Here is a 22,527-nt window from a genome sequence, read left to right on the forward strand (position 1 = left end):
CGCCCTATATTTAACGTTGACTACTTACTAAGAGCCAATCTTGCACTTCTTTCAAAACATAATATTTTCGCCCTTGATTTCCTAATTGATGATATGGACAGCCATTTCTTCTCAACTTAAAAAAGTAAGTATAGCTGATACCCAATTTTTGGGCCACCTGTCTTGCATTGAGTAGTTCCGTACCAAACATACTAATCTCTGCCTTTCTGCTTATCTTGTTCAATTAATTCTTTCCTTAAACCTTTTAAATATTCTTTGAAATCTAAATTTTGTGTAGCATCTGCAATAGTTTTAGTATCTGCATTTATCTTATCCGAATGATAATAATGTCCCCATGTATCAGGATCAGAAACAAAATAATCTAAAAATTGATAAAACTCTTTTAATGCTCTATCACCATAGACTTCTTTAATCATCGAAATAACTCCACTAGCGCCACCGTACAAGAACCAATTAATTTTTCTATTCAGAGAAGCGTCAATTTGAACTTGCTTTAGTTCTTCGAGTCCTTGCCCTTTCGACAATTCTTTTAAAACCTTCCATTCTTTAGAATATTGGATTTTCTCATATACCATTACTCTTCCTTATCGACTAATGACCAGCGTTCTAGTACACAGCCAAGTAAATAAGGATAAATATTGTCTATTGTTAATGTCGCAATATATCTTCCTAAATCTTTGGCTAAACGATGTTTAAATTCTGCTTCTACTCTTACCCAATCGTTACAATTTCTAGCTAGATTCCTATAAAGTCCACTAGCTCGATCCTGTTCAATTTTTTTATTATAAATTCTCAAAAAGGCATCGCTTTTTCTACTTCCAACATATAGAGTCTGGGCTTCTTCATAATTTCCAATTATTTTAAAGCGATTAGAATTAATCTTATTTCCTTGAGTATTCAAGAAAAATGATTCTTCATTCTTTAACCTTTGAATAATCCTATTAACTGAAAATCCGTAATTAATAAGGTCAGTGGCTATATCAATTCTAGATATGTGCCCCATTTTCTCATATAGTTCTTCAATTATTCTCTTCCAGTTAATAGGAATTCCATGTAATTCCGCAAGGCTCTCATATAACGCTTTGCCTGTCGCAGTAAAGTCAACAAGTATTCCCATATCTTTTCTTGTTTCATTCCACATTACGGAAATATTTCCGCCTTGTTCTCCAGATCCAAAATTATATGAAGAAGTATAGCCGTTATGTCCATGACTCACTGTATTAGACTTGAACAACCATGCTAGATGTAACAGGTTATCAGCAACTATAACTTCTTTAGGTAAACCTTGACTATCTTCTACTTGATTGGTCTCATCATAGGGAATATTTAAACGAATTTGGTCGATTTTTATATTATTCATCGTTTTCATGATTAATAATCTTTCCGTTACACCCATATTATTAGGTGGGTGTTGCCAGCCCGCTCACGCTTGAACATTCCATTCGGGCGACTCCGTCACCCGTCAGCTGGCAACTAAATTAACTATAATTGCCAATAATCAGACTCATCATTATACTTGGATGAATCATAATTATTTTCCAACCTAGTAATTACCTTAGGTACATCAATATTAGACATATCAGGTGACACAAACGGAGTAGGATTGCTAATCTTTTGACCATCAGAATAGATAAGACCATACCCCGGTTTATTTGGAACTAATGGTAATGCCTTAATATCATTAACCATGGGATATGCCATGCGATAAGTTTCCGAGTCTGCTTGTCCCATAACGATCCGCGTGCCTAATTGCAATGTGATATCTCTATCTAATATAGTTGCGTCTATCCTTTGACCCGAAATAAGAGTAAAAATACCCGCTTGACGCCCACGGAGAATAATTTGACGTAGTTCACCCATGATCTCTTTTTTATTCTTGCCAGCTTCAGCAAGCATTGCAGATACTTCATCAATAACTAATAGATATGGTCGATATCCATATTCTGAAAAGTCCTGTCCCCATTTACCATCTTTAAAGTGTTCATACCTCGCACTCATATTCTCGTTTAAAACGCGTAATAGTCGTGCTATTTGATTAGTATTACTTGCTACCACTTTCTTACCACTATTAAGATAATTATGTAGACCGTACATATCAGCTCTTTTTGCATCAACAATATAAAGTCCACAATCACACTGAGAAACGGCTTTAAGCATAATATACGTAGTCGTATTAGTTTTACCTGACCCACTACGTCCTACAATGAGAAGTCCTCCTGAACCCTTAAGGCTAAAGTTAGTATTCTTATCTAGCTGAATCTTAAAATTAGAATGCATTATCAGTTACTCCCATTTGTTGCTTATCAACATCTCTTAACAAGTATCTTGTATAAGATAGCTGATGATCTACCGATAAAACATTCATGTTGAATGTTTCTTCTAGCCTATTATTTAGAGTCTGAGTGGCATCACTATTCTTAATGCCATTAGGGTACACAGTAATGTACGCGTGGTGCTAGTTAAATCGTTCTAGACAATATGCCATATTATAGGCTAAAATAGCTATTTCTAGCCGCTGTTGAAAGCCTACTGGACTTCTTGCTCGATTATTCTCAGCGTTGTAATAACTAAGCAAAGAAAAGTCGCTTTCAATGCTTCTTCTAATTGCCATCAATTGATGATCATTATGCCTTCTAGCTCCTTGCATGTTTTTACGATATGGCGTCCAAAGCACATATCCCATGCGCTTTAGATTAGTAGCTAGATTTTTGCCTAAATAACCTTCATCTCCTAAAAGATAATGGTTGGCTGGATGAGCATTGATCATCAATTCTACTGTCTCTTTGGCATCATGTACTGACGCTTTAGTAACTGCATAGTCAAGCAGATAGCCATCATCGCTTACTATTGCGTGGACCTTGAAGCCATAATAATAGACTTTCTTGGTTGCTTTATAACCAATATCAGCTACGCCCCGAAAGATCTTGACACGATAATTGCGAACAGGCTGGCAAACTGGCACTGGGAAACTATCAATAATCAAAAATTCTCCAGCTGTCTTTACTTCTTGATTCCAAGCCTGACGGATACAACGAATTAGAGGCAAGAGCATTCGAGCTCGACGGTTAAAACGAGAATGAGATAAGCCAACGAAGAATTTACAGAATCTTCGTTGAGATTCAATTCCAATTTCAGTTTGCCAAATGAGCATCGCTAAGATAGAACTATCAGGAAGCATGGTCTGATCAACATTTTTACGATGTTTAAGTCCATCAGGCGCATAAAGCTTATATAGCGAGCGACAAATCACATTTAACCGATTAAAACTAACTTGTAAATGGTGAGAAAAACGCTTAAGCTTGAGACAGTTCAATTAGATCAGACTCTTTTCTATTTAAATTACTTACAACTTGAGTCTAGTCTAATTGGACTTTTTTATTAACTAAAACGATTTAACTAGCACCACGCGTAGTAATGTAAATACCCTCTGAAGTTTCTTCATAGATGATCTTGACGCCATATTCAACTTTTTTTTCATTGAAAATGGTAGTTTCTTTTTTCTCTACATAATCTATAAGTTGCTCAGAATGGACAATACTCATCAATCTCTTATAGATTTTATAGTCAATAACATGTAATTTAATCCATTTCCAAGCTGGATACCCTAGAGGTATAATATTTAATAAAAGTGGATATACAAGAGCAGTATAATTACCACTGCTCAACAAGTGCGGTGCGACCTTATATTCAACGCCAATTGATAATGCTAAGGTTGACATCGTTACCATTTTTAAACTGTTAGGATTTCCTAGCGGTTTTTTTGTGTCTAAGACTAATTTCTTAGTTTTCATATATAAGCACCTCAATTCTATAAGTTCATAGCCTCTTGAGGACTCACTTCTAATACTCGCATACCTGAAGCTGATAGTCCTTCATTACCATTGAAATTCCAATGGCTAAGATCATCGAATGCTACTACCTTATTCTTCTCTAACCCTAAGAGAAGTTTTTTATTCTCTTCATCAGCAATTACACTCTCACTACCTTTAATTTTCACCGTTAACACAGTTCCAATTGGTAATCTTGTATTAGAACTAATAACTCGAACCTCATATACAGCGCGTGGAATAGTTTTAGTTTCATCAGTAGAATCTTGAACCTCTTCCGTCGTTCCACTTAATAGTAGGAAACATTTACCAATTGCTTCCACCAATGGTCGAGTTAAAGCAGACTGAATTGGAGTCCTCTTACTGTTGCTTTCATTGAAGGTAGAAAGCAATTCACCTTGTTTGGTTACATTATTAGACATTGTTAATGTCCTCTCTTTCTTTTTACGTTCCAAATATGGTTATTCATGTATTGATGTACCACTTTTGGATACATATAATATACAACTACCTACACTTCAGGTCAACAACTTTGTATCCAATTTTGGTACTTTTTGCTAATTTCGTACCAATTGTATAAAATTAATCTTAGTGAGGTAATAATATGACGCCCAACAGAATTAAAGAATTAAGAGAAAAAAACAACTTTACGCAACAAGATCTATCTGATCTTTTAAAAAATAAAAATATATCAGCTACAAGAGTAACGATAGCAAGATATGAAGCAGGAAGCAGAGTTCCAAATGAAGAAGTATGGAAAGCTTTAGCAGAAATTTTTAAAGTTCCCGTACCTTATGTAAAGGGTGAAGGAATTAGAGGTGAAGAAGTAGAAAGTAAATTAATTAATCTTCTTTTTTCAGCATATTATGATAACAATGAAGAATTGAGTAATATGAAAGCTGATATTTCCCATTTTCTTTCTATAAATGAAGATAAAGAAACTGCTGATTCTTTTGCTAAAAGTGATGAAAATTATAAAAATAAATCATACGTAATAAATTTCTGGAAAGATAAATTTAAATTTCTATTCGATAAAAACTTTGAAGAAGCATTGGAAGGTGCTAATGATCTTAAATTTATTCATGATGTAAGTTTAGTTATTCGTATGCAGTTAGAAGAAATTATTATGAATCAAAATGATAGTGATTTTATTAAAGACTACAAAGAATCAAATACTAGACTAATGAACGAATTCTACAATAGAAATAATGCATATACATTAGTCCCTGCCATGGATCATCAAATAAAAATATTAAAAAAATATCGAAATTTATTCTTAAATCATGGATACTTTGAAAGTAAAAAAAATGACAAGCAATAAAGCAATGTCATTAAGTTAAGGCATTGATATTACTGCTTACTTTTAAAGATCGAATCATTTTGATTTGATCTTTTTTCTTTCTAAAATAAAAAGAGAAAGGCTTGACCTTTCTCTCCCTGCAATAATATAGTTCTGGAACATCATTAATACTACACTACACGAAAAGAGGCAGTATTGCTATGAATATCCATATTAATATTTTAAAGTGCTTAGATAATATAATCAATGATACTGCTATGCACATTCATGATTATATTAAAAATCCTCATGCTTTTACTCGTAAACGTAAACTTGATGCTTTTACTACGATTAAAACGACTATTAATATGCAAAATAATTGCTTAACTAAAGAAATAGATGATGCTTTTGATGATGGTAGTTTTGCTGGCAATAACAATATATCCGTTTCAGCTTATATCCAACAAAAATCCAAGCTTTCACCTAAATGCTTTGAACATATATTTCACGCTTTTACCCGTCAGTTGCCTACTAAAGCTCAACTTGATCATAAATATCGTCTTTTTGCTTTTGACGGCTCCGATTTTAATCAGGTTTGGAATTCTAAAAGTAAAAATATTGTCGATTCTTCTAAAGGCAAATCATATTGTCAAATACATGTTAATGCAATGTATGATCTTTTAAATAATACGTATCAAGACTGTGTTTTCCAGCCAAAGTCGCAAATAGACGAGCGTGGTGCTGCATTAGATATGCTTAGACAGTTAGATTACTCGCAGCCGTATATTGTCATGATGGATCGTGGCTATGAAAGCTTCAATATGATAGAAAACTGCAATCGACTAAAAAATTGTTATTATGTAATTCGCACTAAGATTGGTCAAGGTGGTATCAAAGAAATCAAGAATCTGCCAGACGAGTTTTGTGATAAGAATATATCTTGTCGAATAACTATCTCGAATCATTATTATACTTTGCATCATAAAACTGAAAATCTTCATATAGTTTTCCATCCTAAGCATCATTACAAAAAGAAGTTCGCCAAGGGTACTCAAGATGCTCGTTGGGATTTTGAAGACTTTTGCAATGTAAATTTTAGAGCCTGCAAGATTAGAATAAATGATCCTGATACTAATAAAGAGGAATGGGAGGTTTTGGTGACCAATCTTGATCGTCAGGAATTCCCACTAGAACGGATGAAGGAACTCTATCATTTACGTTGGGGTATTGAAAGTTCTTTTAGGAAATTAAAATATGATTTAGGCAGTGTGCAATTTCACTCTAAACAGGATCATTTTATTGAGATGGAGCTATATGCTCATATGATTATGTTTAATGCAGTCAGTCAGACTACTGTACAAGCATATGTACCACAGCGTCACTGTAAATATCATTACATAATTAATTTCAAAATAGCATGTTTAATTGTTCAAAAAAGATATAAAGTTTCTTCAAATGATCAAAACTTTGCAGGAATATTAGTTAGAATAAGCCGACACACAATTCCTATAAGACCAGGTCGCAAAGACAAACGAAACTTAAAGGTCAAATCTTCGGTTTCATTTATGTATCGTGTAGCCTAATTTTGAGATAGAATTAAGGTTTATTTGGCATGAAAAAAGATCATTCAAATGCAAAAAGATCGCAAATGAATGATCTAAAAAAATACAGTTGTTAATTTGTCAATGCCTTAACTTAATGACATTGAGCAATAAAGCCTGTCATTTTTTAATAAAATATTTTTTACTATAATTAATTTATATTACAAAATCATTCAGGTAAAAATATGAATCAACTCAAATATAATTTTTCAGATTACAACTTAAATATTGCAACATTCATCTCTAAAGAGCAATTTAAAATATATTCTCAGTTCATTAATAAATTAAGTCCGTTAAAAAATATTATTCAAACATATAAGATGACACAAAATCAATATATTGAATTGCAGGCAGTACCCCGTATTATAGAAAATCTTCCAATTTTAAGCGAACAAGGATATGATTTAGCCATTCAAAAAACAACTATTTATATAATACTAAATCGTATGTTTATAGATAATTGTAAAAATTTAGCAATTCAATTAAATGACTTAAATCTTAATGATCCAATTAACTCATGTGATAAAACTAAATGTGAAGAAAATCTACATGTACTACGCAATTATGCAAATCATGCAACTATTCCAATATCTGGATTAACTACAGAATCATCATCTAATGGTGAAGCAAAGATAAGACCTACAATAAAAAGACAAGATTTAAAAGGCAAATTCAATAAACATGATAGATTAATAATTAACACTTGGCCTAAAAATGGAATCGAAATCATGCCAGAAATCACCAAATCTAATACAATCATTCAAAAACTGCTTAAAGCAATTATCCAAAAATTTATTAAAACACGAATAAACGAGGAAGAAATAGAACAAATAAAAGCAGACAAAGAAATATGGAAAAACATTTTAATTCCTCAAAAAACTAGAGGCGTTTTTCCTCTTCCACTATCCAATGAACTAAAAGTTGCATATACAGATTCTTTATTATTAAAGATGGTCGTCTCTCTTATAATCGATAATGTAGAATATAATTAACTACTCTTATTTCAATACTTTATAAACCTTTGCCACACAGATGCCACACGAAAATTTTGTGTGGCAATTTTTGTGGTCAAAATAATTATTCATAACTGTTTTTTAAATATTAACAAATATTCAAAAGTAATAAAAAAAGCCTGTCATCATAAGCTTTTTAAAGCTTCAATAACAGACTTGAAAACTATTAAGTTGTTCGTCTAATGCTGACTAGAGGATTCGAACCTCCGACCTCATCATTACTAGTGACGTGCTCTGCCAACTGAGCTAAGTCAGCAACTCATTTGTTATCTCATCGACAACAGTATTTATTAAACCATATAGATGGGAGTTGCGCAACCCTTTTTTGAAAAAAATTCAAAAAAATCTTCAAAACTATCAAATAAGGCTATTTACGTTAGAATGGAACTAAAAGTGTTAGTCATTCAAGAGGTGATTTTATGGAGACATTCGCTCCCATTACAACTGAACTAGATTGGCTGCTCAGGATTCTCGTCGCCGCCTTTTGTGGTGCCCTAATCGGCTATGAACGAGCTATCCAAAGAAAAACTGCAGGTGTCAGAACGCACATTGTAGTTGCTATTGCTTCTGCCTTGTTCATGATCGTATCTAAATACGGCTTCACCGATCTGCTCAACATGCACGATCTTTCACTCGACCCTTCAAGAATTGCCGCCCAAATTGTCACCGGTATTTCCTTCATCGGCGCTGGTACAATTTTAGTAAGAAAAGAACAAATTTCTGGTCTAACAACAGCCGCTGGTGTCTGGGCAACTGCCGCCATCGGAATGGCCGCTGGTGCAGGCATGTACTTCATCGGTATCTTATCAACCGCCTTGCTTTTCATCATTCAACTATTCTTTCATGATGACGAAATCGTTGATAAACTTACACCACACATTCGTTTCGACATTTTGATAGATGCTATCAATAAACCAGATGTTTTGCCACAAATAAAGCAAGAGCTAGAAAATAATAAAGTTGAAAATATTTCAATCAAGATTCTCGATGTCAGCGATAAAAAGATCGTTCTTTATGTCGATGGCGTTATCAACAATAAAATTGACGAAAATCAAATCATCATGACTTTACGCAAATATCCTGATATTCGAAAAATCAGTTACACACGCGGTGGCTTATAACATTTATTTTTAGAGTAATAATTAGTAAAATGTCATTATTAACCATGAAAGGATGACTTTATGGCAGGAACTCTTGACTATTTACGTTGGCGAGGAGATTTATCATTTAAAGAGAAGCCATTCAATAGTGTAGATGCATCACTCTTCGCCTCATTTATCTATCTCCCTGTAGATAAATCAGCTAAAGGACATACCCTAAGCGAAGTAGCGGAAAAACTTCGCGTTCTCCCCTCTTTCCAAGTACAAATGCACGATGAAAACGGTACCCAGATCTGGCTCCTTCCTAAAAGTCCACGACTAGGAAATGTAGAAATTTTAAACTGGACTAACCGAATGGAGAAAGACCCATATCCATTACAATTTACAGCGGCTACTTTTCAACTAGATAAGAAAACTATTTTAATCGTTTACCGCGGCACCGACAGTTCAATTATCGGCTGGAATGAAGATATGAATATGAACTACATGCCTAAGGTTTATGGTCAAGATGTGGCGGCAAATTATCTTAAAGAAATTGCGGCCAAATATCCTGACGACAAGATCTACTTAGCTGGACACTCAAAAGGCGGCAATTACGCAGAATATGCTTTAAGTGTGGCAGAACCCACCTTGCAAAAACGCATTATCAGAGCACTCAGTTTTGACGGCCCAGGATTTTTCCATCAAGTATGGCGTTCACCCGGCTTTGTTAGAGCACTTCCTAAGATGAAGACTTATCTACCAGAAGCTTCAATCATTGGCACTATGTTAGACCACCCAGAACGAGTATTAATTGTTAAAAGTACTGCACCAATGATCCAACAACACGATCCTCGTCGCTGGAGTGTTGGGCGAGATAGTTTTGTTTTAGCTAAAGGTCTTACATCAGGTGCAAGATCGCTGCGACATTCCCTTATTGACTTTAATCACACTATTCCCGATGAACAACGTGGTGAATTATGGGACGCATTGTTTCAAGCATTCGACGAATTAAATATTACCGATATGTTCCAAATTACTGCTAACAAATTGCTGGGAACTGTAAGATTTAGCCGCGTAATTATGGCTTTAACTCCTGAAACACGTAAATATGTTTTACACATGGTCGGAGAAATTCTTAATGCGATTCGCGGTAATATCAGCTTGCCATTCAACGAAACTGATTTTGCTTTATATCCTAAGAGCAATGATTCTAACAAGGCTCCTATCTTCTTTGAATTTTATGATAAAACTGTGCCAAGCATCTTACCAGAAAAAATTAAACAGCGCTTCAAAGATGATAAAGAACGTGAACAAAAGAATGAGAATAAATAGTTTCACATGAAACAAAAACGCATGCCTATAGGCATGCGTTTTATTATTTATTATGCATGTTTTCGATTAAACATTCCCGTAACAAGGGTTTGCGGCTCTTTTTGGGCATATTCACCGCGTAAATAAACGTCCGTTGATTGCATATCTAGTTCGGCTAGGTAAAGTCGATTGGGTTCATTTTCCCCTGTTTTGGGATTAAAATGCATGGCTTTTTGATAAAGCAAGCCAGCTTTTTCTAGTTCTTTCTTAACGGTGGCTAATTTTCCCTTTGAACAATTGAACAGATCCATTAATTCTTGATTGGTAAAAATAAAGTAGACGTGACCTTCCTCATCAACCCAGTGATTGCGTAAGGAATACTCGAGCCGATCTTTCAGTACCATGTAGACCAATTTGGCTTCACTACTTAAATACCGATATTGTTCGCCGTACATCAATACTTTGGGAAACTGAAAGAACAAGGCCCCATAAACGTTGTCAGCTTGATAAAACTTGAAATTTGTTTGATCCATTATAAAAACTCCCTTTCTTGACTGACACATGCTGTCTCAAAAGAGAGTTGCTAAAACATTTGATTTGCTTTAAAATACAAATCTGATATGCTCTAACTGAATTACAAAGCTTTCATTGGTCTGGTGGCTTTGTAATTCATCAGCATGTGTCTGTTTGTGAGTTGCCCAGTCGGCAACTTTTTTAATTTCTAACAACAAAAAATGGACTAGGTAGCTTCTGTTGGCTACTTAGTCCATTGGATTTAATTTGTTTTTTAACTATCCTTAACTTGTCCTCGGGGACTGGTTTGCGGTATAATTAACCTACAAATTAAGAACAATGTTCAGTCGATTTTTTCCGCCAAGTCAAAGTCGACTGAATCTAAGTAGCTGTATGGTAGCTACTTGCTAAACCTAAAATCCCTGATTCCTCGTGAATCGGGGATTTTTCTGTTTAGCTTGATCTCTTTATTCGGTTGTTAAATTAATCTTAGTCTAGCATAGCGCTTACCTAGCGGCAACTTTATTTGGTTTTGTATATTTTGCCAGCTTTTTTCTAAATATCATCTGAAAAGGCATTAAATCCTCCTTGCAACCGTTCTTTGGAACTAGAAGGCTTTTCTACGCCATTTTTAGGGGCTTCTGGAGTTTTTAATTCATCTTTAACGTAAAAGGATCACCTTGAGCCTTTAACCGTTCAATTTCGTGAATTAAAGCGGTTTTAACAAGCGTGGTTTTAGGAATTAATGATTTATCAAAGTAATCAAGGATTTCTTTGTCGACAATTTTCTCGGGATTTAGTCGGACGTTCAAGGTTTTAACTTTTCCCATGATTACTTGCTCCCTTCGTTTTGAGCTTGTTGACTTAATCCGTACTTATAAAATCCGTTAACATTAGCAACTTCTGTATTTTTAACAATAACTGCGTTAGTGAAAGTAGTATTCAAGATTTTTTGGTTAAGCAAATTGGCTCCACCACCGGTAAAGAACAAAGTATCAATACTATTAAGGTTCTTTAACGTTGAAGTTACATTAGCAACTAAGCGCCGGGTAAACCGCTCAATTTCCTTGCAAACCAAATCAGTAATATCATCTTGACGATTTTTAGAAAATCGGTAGCTCCAATGATGTTGCTGGTTTCCCTTTCGTAAATCTTTTTCTAATTGATAAAGACTAATATCACCATTAATACCGTTGGCAATGGCTTCGTATAGATCATTTACGCCGGTATTAAATTGATGGCGGTTTTTGCCACTAAGTTCAAAGTTTAAAATCGTATCAATTAAAATTGTGCCACCACCTACATCAACAATGCCAACTTTTTCGTCTAGTAAATCTTTGTTCTTGATAAAGCCCTCACCGTCTAATAGCTCGTTATATAAGGTGCCGATTGGTTGAGGCAAAATATAGACTTTACGAACTCTTACCGTCACGATTTTATCGTCAATAGTAACTTGGTGTTGGCCCTCTAAGACTTTTAATAAAGCTTTTAATTGTCCTTGGTCAGCATAATCTCCAGTTGGAAGCCCAGCAGTGACGACTACTTCTAAAACTTGATCTTTAGCCGCTTTGAAATCACTTGCTAGTAATCCCAGCGCAAAATTGGCTAGTAATTTAAATGCTTCACTATCGTATCGAGCACCATACATGATTGTATCCGCTAAATATTCGTCAAGGTGAAGTCGGTCAATATCTCGACCCCATACGTACTTATCGTCGCTAAAAGGGACTGAATAAGTGTGTAGGTCATTATTCATTGTAGAATTGCCAACTGACATCGGCATGTCTGCTTGGTTTAAATATCTTGAAGGCTTTTCAAAATAAACCTTTTTTGATGTGCTGCTTGAATCAGAAGTTCTTACGACACCATTTTGATCATAAGTGGCATCAGCCGTAAAGGTAAAACCAGCCTCATTAGCTGCTGGTGTTTGCTTTGTCCCATCGGTAAAGATAACAGCTAAATCAGAGTCATCTTCATCAGTGTCGAGATCCAATTCATATTCGTCGTTACCTAAAGCGGTCATTTTTTTGCCAGGCCAAGCTGAAGTTATAGCTTTATTCGTATTTTTATTATAAACATAGGCATAAACTCTACTACCCCAACTTGAAGGCAGTACATATTCAGCTTTACTGCTTTTTAATTTGGTCTGTTTGTTTCCTAAATCTAAGCTAAAAATATCCATAAGGCACTCTCCTTTAGTTGCATTACAAAAAGTACCGCTTTGTTAGTCATTTTCGTTTAATCTTGTATTTCTTTCGATACCTGATAAAGGTCGTTCGTTTAATGCCGGTATTGCGGGCAACATCTACATCACTCATACCACCTTGATAGAGCTTAAAAGCATGTTGCAAGTGGAGATCGTCTTGGGTGTATTGGGGTTTACGGCCATGATATTTACCTTGCTGTTTGGCAAGCGCAATGCCTTGTTGCTGACGTTCGATGATCCGCTTACGTTCGCTTTCAGCTTGATACTTATACAATTCAATGATGAGATTAGTCATCAGTTGACGTAAGTTCGGATCAGCGATTCCTGTCATGGACGGCAAATTTAACACATCTAGGGTGGCACCCTTATTTTGAATGGAGTTCATGATCTTAGTCAAATCATGGTTGTTTCTGCCTAAGCGATCTAATTCAGTGACCATTACAATATCACCCTCACGAATATAGGCCAGCATTTTTTGCAGTTCTGGCCGATTAGTGTTAGCCCCACTTAATTTATCCGTAAATAATTTATCAACGTCTTTTAAAGCCGCTAACTGTCGATCTAAATGTTGCTCCTTGGAACTCACACGCGCATAACCGATTTTAGCCATTTCCAGTTCCCCTTTTGGACAGTTCTAATGAACACTTTTAATGCCTAGTATAGCACAGAAATAAAAAAGACCATTAGGGTATACCCTAGTGGCCGTTTCAACAGCAATTGCCTTGAAGACATAATTATCACGTAATACAAAAAATTTAACTGCCAATTGATGTTTAGTAGGTTGGCTAACGCTAGAACTAGAGGAACTAGTGTTACCTCTGGTTTCTGTAGCAGTTACAGCCGAGCTGCTTGATGAACTGCTGGTATCGGCTTACGAATTGCTTGATGTGCTGCTTGAATCAGAAGTTCTTACGACACCATTTTGATCATAAGTGGCATCAGCCGTAAAGGTAAAACCAGCCTCATTAGCTGCTGGTGTTTGCTTTGTCCCATCGGTAAAGATAACAGCTAAATCAGAGTCATCTTCATCAGTGTCGAGATCCAATTCATATTTGTCGTTACCTAAAGCGGTCATTTTTTTGCCAGGCCAAGCTGAAGTTATAGCTTTATTCGTATTTTTATTATAAACATAGGCATAAACTCTACTACCCCAACTTGAAGGCTTTTCAAAATAAACCTTTTTTACGACACCATTTTGATCATAAGTGGCATCAGCCGTAAAGGTAAAACCAGCCTCATTAGCTGCTGGTGTTTGCTTTGTCCCATCGGTAAAGATAACAGCTAAATCAGAGTCATCTTCATCAGTGTCGAGATCCAATTCATATTCGTCGTTACCTAAAGCGGTCATTTTTTTGCCAGGCCAAGCTGAAGTTATAGCTTTATTCGTATTTTTATTATAAACATAGGCATAAACTCTACTACCCCAACTTGAAGGCTTTTCAAAATAAACCTTTTTTGATGTGCTGCTTGAATCAGAAGTTCTTACGACACCATTTTGATCATAAGTGGCATCAGCCGTAAAGGTAAAACCAGCCTCATTAGCTGCTGGTGTTTGCTTTGTCCCATCGGTAAAGATAACAGCTAAATCAGAGTCATCTTCATCAGTGTCGAGATCCAATTCATATTTGTCGTTACCTAAAGCGGTCATTTTTTTGCCAGGCCAAGCTGAAGTTATAGCTTTATTCGTATTTTTATTATAAACATAGGCATAAACTCTACTACCCCAACTTGAAGGCTTTTCAAAATAAACCTTTTTTACGACACCATTTTGATCATAAGTGGCATCAGCCGTAAAGGTAAAACCAGCCTCATTAGCTGCTGGTGTTTGCTTTGTCCCATCGGTAAAGATAACAGCTAAATCAGAGTCATCTTCATCAGTGTCGAGATCCAATTCATATTCGTCGTTACCTAAAGCGGTCATTTTTTTGCCAGGCCAAGCTGAAGTTATAGCTTTATTCGTATTTTTATTATAAACATAGGCATAAACTCTACTACCCCAACTTGAAGGCTTTTCAAAATAAACCTTTTTTGATGTGCTGCTTGAATCAGAAGTTCTTACGACACCATTTTGATCATAAGTGGCATCAGCCGTAAAGGTAAAACCAGCCTCATTAGCTGCTGGTGTTTGCTTTGTCCCATCGGTAAAGATAACAGCTAAATCAGAGTCATCTTCATCAGTGTCGAGATCCAATTCATATTCGTCGTTACCTAAAGCGGTCATTTTTTTGCCAGGCCAAGCTGAAGTTATAGCTTTATTCGTATTTTTATTATAAACATAGGCATAAACTCTACTACCCCAACTTGAAGGCTTTTCAAAATAAACCTTTTTAGTTTCTGTTGTTGTACTGCTGCTGCTTGTTGGATCCCCGTAAAGAACAACAACTTCACGTCCTTGAATTGTACCGGTTAAATAACCATTTTTAACGGTAAATTCATCTGAACCAGCCTTGTTTTCATAAGTCCCATCAGCTAAACTAGTTTTAACATTCAAACTATATGAACTGTCGGAAGCGTTTGCAAAAACAACCCCTTTGCTGCCACGTTCATTTTCAAAAATCTTGGTATTGCCATTTGGATTAGAAATATATTCAGATTGACCAGCCATTGCATTATGGAATTTATTAACAGCTACAACTGCTTTATCATAATACAAACTGCTGCCAGCATCACCAATTTCTGAACTGCCAGGGAACCGAGTACCATTACCACCATCAACTGGACGGTCAAAGAACAGCGGAACACTACCAGAACGCGAAGCAACAACAGCCCAGCCTAATTTAATATCACTATTATTCATCCAAGTCGAAACTTGATCATCGTTAGCATAATTATCATGCGATTCGACCCAAGTTACTAATTTAGAAGCTGGAACACTGATGTTGAAATTCTGCAAAGTACTTGCGGTAAAATCACGATTCTTTAACGCATTGCGAATCGTATTGCCGTAATTTGAAGCTGTAACACTCATGTAATTAGCATAATCTGATTCTTTTGAAATCGAGTCCTGCAAAACTTCACCATACTGAAATTCAGACCCATTATCAGTAATATTTGGCCAGAAATTGCTGCCATAGCTGCCATCATATTGACTTGGAAGTTCAATATGCTTAGCTGCATCATAACGAAAGCCTGAAGCTCCGTCAGAAATCAAGCGTTCCAAATAATTCTTCAAATACGTCTGAACTTGAGAATTTTGAGTATTCCAATCATATAAACCTAACAACGAATTTTGAGTAACATCTTCACGATCACTCCAATTCGAAATTTGTTTGTTACCATGTGTCCAATTTGGAATACTTTTAATTTCATCCGAAATTGCACTATAATCACTTGTTGTATCATTCAGAGTTGCATCGACAATGATCCTGATATTATATTCTTTAGCAGCAGCGCACATTGACTTAAATTCAGCTTCCGTTCCTAAATAATAGTTACCAATACTATATTTAGTTGGCTGATATAGCCAATACCAGTTATTTAATGACTTAGACCCGCTATTTCCAACTTTAACTTCATTAACAGGTGAAGTTTGAACCGCTGTGTAGCCGGCGTCATGAATCTGTTTCAAGTTGTTTTTAATCGTGTTGAACGACCAGCACCATGCATGCAAAATAACACCGTCGCTAACAGAATCAGCTGTATCATTGCTTGAGTGATCAGTTGATGTCGTATCACTAGCCGCTTGAGCAACTTGTTTAGAATGATTGCTAAATCCAAAAGATATAAAGAAAACACTAGCTACTATAACTAAAAAAGAAACAAGCCAGAAACTTTTCTTTTTTTTCACTTTTTACTGCCCCCTTTATTAAAATATTGAAACTGCAGCTTGGCCAAGTGAACAATTTCAAAAGAAATTATATATTTTTGCTAACTTCTTTGCAACCGTTTTCATAAAAATCGAAAATTTTTTTGCTTCTGTTTTATAGTCAGTATTAGTTTTAGTAACTGAAACTTGAAAGCTGATAATCACGCCAAAGGCGTGTGGTTATTGGCTTTTTTAGAAGCTGTTTAGTATCTTTGATTTTGACCAAGTAATTTGATAAACTACTGTCAAAAAAGTTGGTGATCATATGCAACATTTTAGTCATCATTACCAAAGCGATATTTCTCGGCAACAATTCGATTTGATCCGCCAGGATCTGGAAGCTTCAAGAAAACGAACTCATCCAAAACACATTGATCCTTATGATATCTTCTGTGCCATGCTCTATGTCCTTAAAAATGGTTGTACTTGGCGTGATTTGCCGGCTGATTTTCCAAAGTGGTCCACTGTTTACTACTATTGGATGAATTGGTCGAAAGCCCCCACCCCTGATAAACCAGCTTTATTAACTCAGGTTTTAAAAAAATTGTCGCTGATCGAAGATTAAGGCAAGGGCGATCAGCACGAACTTCGTTCGTCATTTTAGACGCCCAAAGTATCAAGAACACCGCTACCGCTGAAAATAAGGGTTACGATGGTGGTAAGAAGATCTCGGGAATTAAACGGCATTTAGCCGTCGACATCAATGGCTTCCCGCAAGCAATCCATATTACCCGGGCTAACATCACTGATCGTGACGGGGCGATTGCACTCGTTACCCTTAATTTAGAGCAGTTTAAATTGGTTCGAACCATGATGGTTGATAGTGGTTATACCGGCCAAAATTTTGTGACTGCTTTTGCACCTTTTCTGGATAAGTAATATTTTGGTTTATCCAAGGAAAATTCCTCAATATATATTGGGGTTTATCTATCAACGGACAAAGTCCTTTCGCTTAATAACCTCATCTTGCCTTTTATCTAAAAAGTAGGTATATAAAGCGTCATATACTTTGCGCTTTTCTGGGTCTGGCTCATGTAATGACTTATCAAGTAAATCTTTTAAATCAGTTTCTTTGGCAATTTCAAAAAAGTCATTAATTGTGATTGTATCTTTCATGTTCATCACACTTCCAAGTTATTAATTTATTTAATCTGATAAGTCATTAGTCCTCATCTGGATCATTGAGCCAATCAGCGACCTCTTTAGCGTCTTTAAACTCGGTGACTGGTGTCTCTTTGGTAGCCTTTAAAAAGCGTAAATTAGCTCGTTCTTCTTCGCTTAAAGACACATTAAAAGGTAAGGCACCATTAGCAACAATCCGCTTATAAAACATATTGATCGCGGTAGTTGGGTTTAGACCTAACTGGCTTAAAACGGCTTCGGTATTATCTGCCAATTCTTTGTCAATCTGGACTTGTACGCGTTTCTTTTCCTTAACTGCCATGATTTTCTCGCCCCCTTTATTGCTACTCACATTATACTAATCTTTGAGTACCATCTCAATTATATAAGTCTTTTAAAAGCTGTGAATTTGAGTTTGCTGCCCCTTTAGCAACAGCAATCAATATAAGGCTTCTAAAACGTCCATAGGAACATTTTAAGACCAGCTTAGTATAATATGCTCTATCTGTTTAAAACAGCTTAAATGGCCTTATATAGCTTTTTAGTTTTAAGCACGCTCATCGTTAGGGTGTTTGGCCGCATATTCTCTAGCCGCTTGTTTATTCCACCAAACGCCAAATAGGTTTTGCATGGTGCCATACAAGTAGTTCTCAACGTTCTTGATGTGCTTCTCATTGCTTCTTAGGGCGTTAAAGTAGCGTCTTAGTGCTTTAGTCATCAAAGGTTTAAGTTCTTCATCATCAAGTGGGATTAGAACGCCAATATCTTTGTGATCCTTCTCAACTCGATACTTAGCATTTAAGATAATGCCAATGAAGCGCCGCATTTGTTGTGGGGTACGGCACAAAAAGCTAAGTAGTTGAACAGCTTCGGGTTCTAAGAAAACTGGTAAGCCACTATCTTCATCAGTTAGGAAGTCATTAGCATGGTTCACCAAATCCTTGTTTTGCTTTTCTAGTTCTGCTGGTGAGAATTGGGCTGTGGAAAAGTCCAACTTTTGAGTATCTATATTGTATCTATTAGTATCTATGTTTTTAAAGTCTTTATATAGATCGTGTCTATTTTTTAGACTTCCGCTCGTAGCAAGGGTTTGCGGGGTGTCGTCAACGGTCTCCCGCGAAGGTCTATTTTTTAGACTTTCGCTCGTAGCAAACGAAATTGCTAATACCAAGATAACTGCCCCTAGTACCGACGGCACTATTGCCATCCCAGCCATTTGCGGTCCCCAGGAGCCAAAGATTGCTTGGCCTAGCGTTGAGCCAACAAGTCCTGCTATGATATTAGCAAGAAAGCCCATTGAACCACCCCTACCAGTTATAACACCGGCAAGCAGTCCTATTATAGCTCCGACAATTAAAACCCAAATCCAATAAATCATAGGATCACCATGTTTCTAACTAAATTAATTTTTTCAAGGATAATCCTATTAGCAGTCTTCATCGATTTGATGGTCTGCCTCTATATCATCTTTTACCTTTTTGGCCTTAGCTTTTACTTTACCTTTTGTCTTTTGCGCCTTGCCTTCTACTTCGCGCAACTTGTCTCCGGTTAATTTACCTTCAACTTCTTTAGCCTTGCCAATTATTTTGTCTTTTAAGCCACTATCCATATTACTCATAAGCGGCTCCTTTCGTTAATAACGTGATACGTTCTATAGTTAATACTACGCTGATTTATCCCTAATTACGTCAAAAAAGACCCAGCTTACGTCTTTCTTAACGTGCTGAGCCTTTTTATTGCTTATTCAAGTAAATCGTGTGTTTTTATTTGAGTAAATTCTTTGCCAATTCAAAGTCGCCAAGAGTTGCGGAACCGTTGTTGGCAACGGCTGGACGAACGATTAACTTGTCCAAATCTGGAGTTGCGACATAGTTGTTGTTAAATTCATTGAAGAACTTTCTAACCTTAACAAGGTCATCTTCATTTAATACAGAACCACCAACAACCATTACATCTGGACGAGCAGTCATGTAAACATTGAAGAGCATTTGTGCGATGTAGTATACAGAATAAGTGAAGACCTTGTTATCACGTGAAAGCTTTTCACCAGGGATACCGGTTCTGCCTTCAAGACTTGGACCAGCTGCCATACCTTCAACACAAGCGTCGTTGTGGAATGGACAGTGACCCTTGTAGTCATCACCAGGATAACGACGAACGAGCATGTGACCCATTTCTGGGTGGTTGTTCAAACCAAGAAGCTTACCTGCTTGAACAATACCTGCACCAACACCAGTACCAACAGTTGCGTAGAAGTAACTCTTTGAATCATCGCGGCCACGGGCAACGTACTCACCGTAACAAGATGCGTTAACGTCAGTCGTCATTGCAACTGGAATGCCAAGTTCTTTTTCAAAGAAGCCCTTAACGTTAGTGCCTGACCAGCCTGGCTTAGGAGTGTCCAAAATGTAACCATAAGTGCGTGACTTAGGGTTGATGTCGATTGGACCAAAAATACCGATACCCAATGCATCAACTGGGTGCTTCTTAAAGAAATCAGCTGTCTTTTGTAAAGTTTCTTTATTAGTTGTAGTAGGAATTCTGTCGCGAGCAACTTCCTTGCCTGTTTCAACGTCTTGAACTGCTACGATAAATTTTGTACCACCGGCTTCGATACTACCGACATATTTCTTTTCTGCCATTTTCTTATCCTTTTCTTGTATGTTTTTATCTCCGAATAGTTTTTGTGCTGATAATATTATAAAGAAAAAAGCCTTTATATGTAAAGGCTTTCATATGTATGTAATTAATTTTGTTTACTTACGCTTTATCTACAACTTCTTCAGAATTGATTTCTTCAATTGGCTTACCATTTTTATCAAAGTAGTCATCAAGATCACGACACCAAATCATTGCCATTGTTCCCTGTCCTACATGGACACCAACTACCGGCCCAATAATACTTTCATCGAACTTATATCTAGGGAACTTAGCACGATAATCTTCAATCCATTCTTCTTTCTTATCAGGATCAAGTGAATCAAAAATTGTGCATTGAATATTGTATGGCATGTTCTTAGTTAGATTGTCAAAATCATTTTGCACATGCTTATATGCACGTTTAGTTTGTCTTTCCTTAGCAATTGCAGAGATCTTACCTTCATCTTGCACATCCATTGAAAGAATTGGCTTAATTTTGAACAATGTTCCCACAAAGCTGGCAGCGTTAGAAAGTCGACCTGTTCTCTTCAAGTGGCTCAAATTGTCCACCATAAAGCGCACATCCATCGTTTTTTGCAAATCAGATAAATCATGCATAATTAAATCAACGTCGGCTCCAGCCTCGACTAGGCTGCCCGCCAGCATAGCATAATCGGCCTCACCAGCACAGGTGATTTTGCTATCGAATGGATGAATCTTGATTCTAGTTTCGCTATTCGCAATACTTTTAACAGTTGAATAATAACCAGAAATACCACTAGACAAGGTAATTACAATCACATCAGTGTAGCCTTGCTCTACATATTCATCTATTCTTTTTTGCAAGTCACCTGGGGAAGGCTGTGAAGTTGAAGGCAATTCACTTTCATCAGCCAATTTTTTATAAAATTCTCCATAGCCAATATCGATCATATCGCGGTAAGTCTTATCGCCCCAGATAATTGGAATTGGCAAAACATCAATATGATATTTTTCTTGTTGCTCTTTAGTTAAATAAGCTGAGCTATCGGTTAAAACAGCAATTTTCATAATTTTTCTCCTTTGATTGTTACTTATATTTTAACCGATTTCAGATAGCTTTTAGCAAAAAATAACCTGCTTTTAAAAAAGCAGGTCTTTTTAATAATCAACTTTAGTTATTATTACTGCTGCCGCCAGTAGCTTTGTTAACGATCTTTTGGTATTGACGCAAAACATCAAAGTCTGAATCTTTTGCATCTACATAGCCGTAGTGGTTGTAGATACTTTCAATGATTTTTCTACCCTTCTTAGACTTGGCAATGTTCTTGAAGGCTTTAGAAAGCTTGGCTCTAAATTTCTTAGGCATATCCTTTCTAACTGCAATGGTATCGTTAGAAATCCACTTAGTGAAGTAGATTGGCACAACGTCAGTCATGGCCTTCTTATCATCTTGAGCTGCGATATTACGTGCATCTGAGAAGACAAATGCAGCATCAACGTCGCCGTTCAATACTGAAAGAACTTCTTGGTCGTCACCCTTGATGTTAACAAGTTTACATTCCTTAGTAACGTTTAAGCCTTTCTTGTAAAGTTCCGCAACTGGATAAACGTAACCGGATGCAGAACTTGGGTCACCAATGGCAATCTTTTTACCTTTAAGGTCTTTCCATGACTTGATCTTAGAACCCTTCTTAACCACGATCATACCACGGTACTTGTGCATTAAAGTGTGATTCATCTTACCAGATGGTTCATCATAGCCGTAACGTTCAGCTTGTAAAAGTACGTCCGCAATTCCACGTTTATGAGCAAGAATGTAAGAATATGGTGGCATAAAACCAACGTCAACTTTCTTAGATGACATAGCTTCAACCAAACCACTGTAGTCTGTAGAAACTGTTACGTGAACTGGAATGTGCAATTGCTTTTGTAAAAGCGTTCCAAGTGGCTTGGCCTTAGCTTCCATCTTGTTAGCTTGAGTACTTGGTACGAATTCGACATTCAATTCTTTTGGTTCATTTGATGAAGATGAACTACTCTTTTGATTGTTCGAACATGCCGCAAGTGAAACAGTAGCTAAAACTGCTAAAGCTCCAACTAATACTTTTTTAAACTTCATAAACCTGAAATTCCTCCAAAAAATTAA

At 36.3% G+C, this 22,527-nt stretch carries 22 protein-coding genes, 1 tRNA gene and 4 pseudogenes; 6 read left to right on the plus strand and 21 right to left on the minus strand.

What is annotated here, in order from left to right:
* Positions 1–10: 10 nt before the first annotated feature.
* From LA20531_RS05880 to LA20531_RS05915, 7 genes are all read right to left on the minus strand, one after another.
* The gene (locus tag LA20531_RS05880) at positions 11–190 is read right to left on the minus strand and encodes a helix-turn-helix transcriptional regulator (protein WP_056940688.1); all 180 of its coding nucleotides are present in this window, start codon (positions 188–190) and stop codon (positions 11–13) included.
* Between the two features lies 1 nt (position 191).
* Positions 192–575, minus strand: coding sequence for a hypothetical protein (locus LA20531_RS05885; protein ID WP_056940687.1), 384 nt, complete (start codon positions 573–575; stop codon positions 192–194).
* Complete coding sequence (locus LA20531_RS05890; RefSeq protein WP_003624854.1) at positions 575–1,396, minus strand: replication initiation factor domain-containing protein; 822 nt, start codon at positions 1,394–1,396, stop codon at positions 575–577. The genes LA20531_RS05885 and LA20531_RS05890 overlap by 1 nt, the downstream gene beginning before the upstream one ends.
* 86 nt (positions 1,397–1,482) lie before the next feature.
* Positions 1,483–2,277 (minus strand): FtsK/SpoIIIE domain-containing protein, encoded by a 795-nt coding sequence (locus LA20531_RS05895; RefSeq protein ID WP_003624855.1) that lies wholly within the window; start codon positions 2,275–2,277, stop codon positions 1,483–1,485.
* Positions 2,278–2,455: 178 nt separating this feature from the next.
* On the minus strand, positions 2,456–3,313 hold the full coding sequence (locus LA20531_RS05905) for an IS982 family transposase (protein WP_056940763.1): 858 nt from the start codon (positions 3,311–3,313) through the stop codon (positions 2,456–2,458).
* Between the two features lie 79 nt (positions 3,314–3,392).
* Positions 3,393–3,791: a hypothetical protein gene (locus LA20531_RS05910; protein ID WP_236704190.1), complete on the minus strand. Its 399-nt coding sequence runs from the start codon at positions 3,789–3,791 to the stop codon at positions 3,393–3,395.
* A 17-nt stretch (positions 3,792–3,808) separates the two neighbouring features.
* Positions 3,809–4,249: a hypothetical protein gene (locus LA20531_RS05915; RefSeq protein WP_056940629.1), complete on the minus strand. Its 441-nt coding sequence runs from the start codon at positions 4,247–4,249 to the stop codon at positions 3,809–3,811.
* A gap of 182 nt (positions 4,250–4,431) precedes the next feature.
* Between LA20531_RS05915 and LA20531_RS05920 the strand changes: the two genes are divergently transcribed.
* The 3 genes from LA20531_RS05920 to LA20531_RS05930 all read left to right on the plus strand — a co-directional run bounded on the left by LA20531_RS05920 (position 4,432) and on the right by LA20531_RS05930 (position 7,699).
* On the plus strand, positions 4,432–5,148 hold the full coding sequence (locus LA20531_RS05920) for a helix-turn-helix transcriptional regulator (RefSeq protein ID WP_056940630.1): 717 nt from the start codon (positions 4,432–4,434) through the stop codon (positions 5,146–5,148).
* Positions 5,149–5,327: 179 nt separating this feature from the next.
* Positions 5,328–6,689 (plus strand): IS4 family transposase, encoded by a 1,362-nt coding sequence (locus LA20531_RS05925; protein WP_056940631.1) that lies wholly within the window; start codon positions 5,328–5,330, stop codon positions 6,687–6,689.
* A gap of 203 nt (positions 6,690–6,892) precedes the next feature.
* Positions 6,893–7,699, plus strand: a complete 807-nt coding sequence (locus tag LA20531_RS05930; protein ID WP_007125838.1) for a hypothetical protein — start codon at positions 6,893–6,895, stop codon at positions 7,697–7,699.
* A 204-nt stretch (positions 7,700–7,903) separates the two neighbouring features.
* Here LA20531_RS05930 and LA20531_RS05935 read toward each other — a convergent pair.
* Positions 7,904–7,976, minus strand: a tRNA-Thr gene (locus LA20531_RS05935).
* Positions 7,977–8,139: 163 nt separating this feature from the next.
* Between LA20531_RS05935 and LA20531_RS05940 the strand changes: the two genes are divergently transcribed.
* Positions 8,140–8,841 (plus strand): MgtC/SapB family protein, encoded by a 702-nt coding sequence (locus tag LA20531_RS05940; RefSeq protein WP_056940632.1) that lies wholly within the window; start codon positions 8,140–8,142, stop codon positions 8,839–8,841.
* 60 nt (positions 8,842–8,901) lie between these two features.
* On the plus strand, positions 8,902–10,134 hold the full coding sequence (locus tag LA20531_RS05945; protein ID WP_056940633.1) for a DUF2974 domain-containing protein: 1,233 nt from the start codon (positions 8,902–8,904) through the stop codon (positions 10,132–10,134).
* Between the two features lie 77 nt (positions 10,135–10,211).
* Here LA20531_RS05945 and LA20531_RS05955 read toward each other — a convergent pair.
* From LA20531_RS05955 to LA20531_RS05980, 5 genes and pseudogenes are all read right to left on the minus strand, one after another.
* Positions 10,212–10,646, minus strand: a pseudogene (locus tag LA20531_RS05955) (replication initiator protein A); the annotation flags it as partial.
* Positions 10,647–11,276: 630 nt separating this feature from the next.
* The gene (locus LA20531_RS05960) at positions 11,277–11,456 is read right to left on the minus strand and encodes a hypothetical protein (protein ID WP_236704191.1); all 180 of its coding nucleotides are present in this window, start codon (positions 11,454–11,456) and stop codon (positions 11,277–11,279) included.
* A gap of 2 nt (positions 11,457–11,458) precedes the next feature.
* Positions 11,459–12,808, minus strand: coding sequence for a ParM/StbA family protein (locus LA20531_RS05965; protein WP_211138012.1), 1,350 nt, complete (start codon positions 12,806–12,808; stop codon positions 11,459–11,461).
* A gap of 46 nt (positions 12,809–12,854) precedes the next feature.
* Positions 12,855–13,442: a recombinase family protein gene (locus LA20531_RS05975; protein ID WP_056940758.1), complete on the minus strand. Its 588-nt coding sequence runs from the start codon at positions 13,440–13,442 to the stop codon at positions 12,855–12,857.
* Between the two features lie 261 nt (positions 13,443–13,703).
* Complete coding sequence (locus tag LA20531_RS05980) at positions 13,704–16,619, minus strand: starch-binding protein (RefSeq protein ID WP_099202294.1); 2,916 nt, start codon at positions 16,617–16,619, stop codon at positions 13,704–13,706.
* Positions 16,620–16,902: 283 nt separating this feature from the next.
* On the opposite strand from LA20531_RS05980, the pseudogene LA20531_RS11595 reads away from it, so the two are divergent.
* Positions 16,903–17,483: pseudogene (locus LA20531_RS11595) on the plus strand (IS5 family transposase); the annotation flags it as partial.
* An 84-nt stretch (positions 17,484–17,567) separates the two neighbouring features.
* Here LA20531_RS11595 and LA20531_RS05995 read toward each other — a convergent pair.
* The 8 genes and pseudogenes from LA20531_RS05995 to LA20531_RS06025 form a co-directional block, all read right to left on the minus strand.
* Positions 17,568–17,753 (minus strand): hypothetical protein, encoded by a 186-nt coding sequence (locus LA20531_RS05995; protein WP_010620892.1) that lies wholly within the window; start codon positions 17,751–17,753, stop codon positions 17,568–17,570.
* A gap of 46 nt (positions 17,754–17,799) precedes the next feature.
* Positions 17,800–18,081 carry a type II toxin-antitoxin system RelB/DinJ family antitoxin gene (locus tag LA20531_RS06000; protein ID WP_003660204.1) on the minus strand — a complete coding sequence of 94 codons (282 nt, stop codon included), beginning with the start codon at positions 18,079–18,081 and terminating at the stop codon, positions 17,800–17,802.
* Positions 18,082–18,306: 225 nt separating this feature from the next.
* Positions 18,307–18,915: pseudogene (locus tag LA20531_RS06005) on the minus strand (replication initiator protein A); the annotation flags it as partial.
* 51 nt (positions 18,916–18,966) lie between these two features.
* Positions 18,967–19,137 (minus strand): annotated as a pseudogene (locus LA20531_RS11905) (GlsB/YeaQ/YmgE family stress response membrane protein); the annotation flags it as partial.
* 48 nt (positions 19,138–19,185) lie between these two features.
* Positions 19,186–19,377 carry a CsbD family protein gene (locus LA20531_RS06010; protein ID WP_056940277.1) on the minus strand — a complete coding sequence of 64 codons (192 nt, stop codon included), beginning with the start codon at positions 19,375–19,377 and terminating at the stop codon, positions 19,186–19,188.
* Between the two features lie 145 nt (positions 19,378–19,522).
* Positions 19,523–20,401: an ROK family protein gene (locus LA20531_RS06015; protein ID WP_056940278.1), complete on the minus strand. Its 879-nt coding sequence runs from the start codon at positions 20,399–20,401 to the stop codon at positions 19,523–19,525.
* Between the two features lie 118 nt (positions 20,402–20,519).
* A complete protein-coding gene (locus LA20531_RS06020) occupies positions 20,520–21,449 on the minus strand; it encodes a DegV family protein (RefSeq protein WP_056940279.1) in 930 nt (309 codons plus the stop codon).
* A 103-nt stretch (positions 21,450–21,552) separates the two neighbouring features.
* Positions 21,553–22,500: a phosphate/phosphite/phosphonate ABC transporter substrate-binding protein gene (locus LA20531_RS06025; RefSeq protein ID WP_056940280.1), complete on the minus strand. Its 948-nt coding sequence runs from the start codon at positions 22,498–22,500 to the stop codon at positions 21,553–21,555.
* Positions 22,501–22,527: the final 27 nt, after the last annotated feature.

This window comes from Lactobacillus amylovorus DSM 20531 (genome assembly GCF_002706375.1).
In the GTDB taxonomy this organism is placed as follows: domain Bacteria; phylum Bacillota; class Bacilli; order Lactobacillales; family Lactobacillaceae; genus Lactobacillus; species Lactobacillus amylovorus.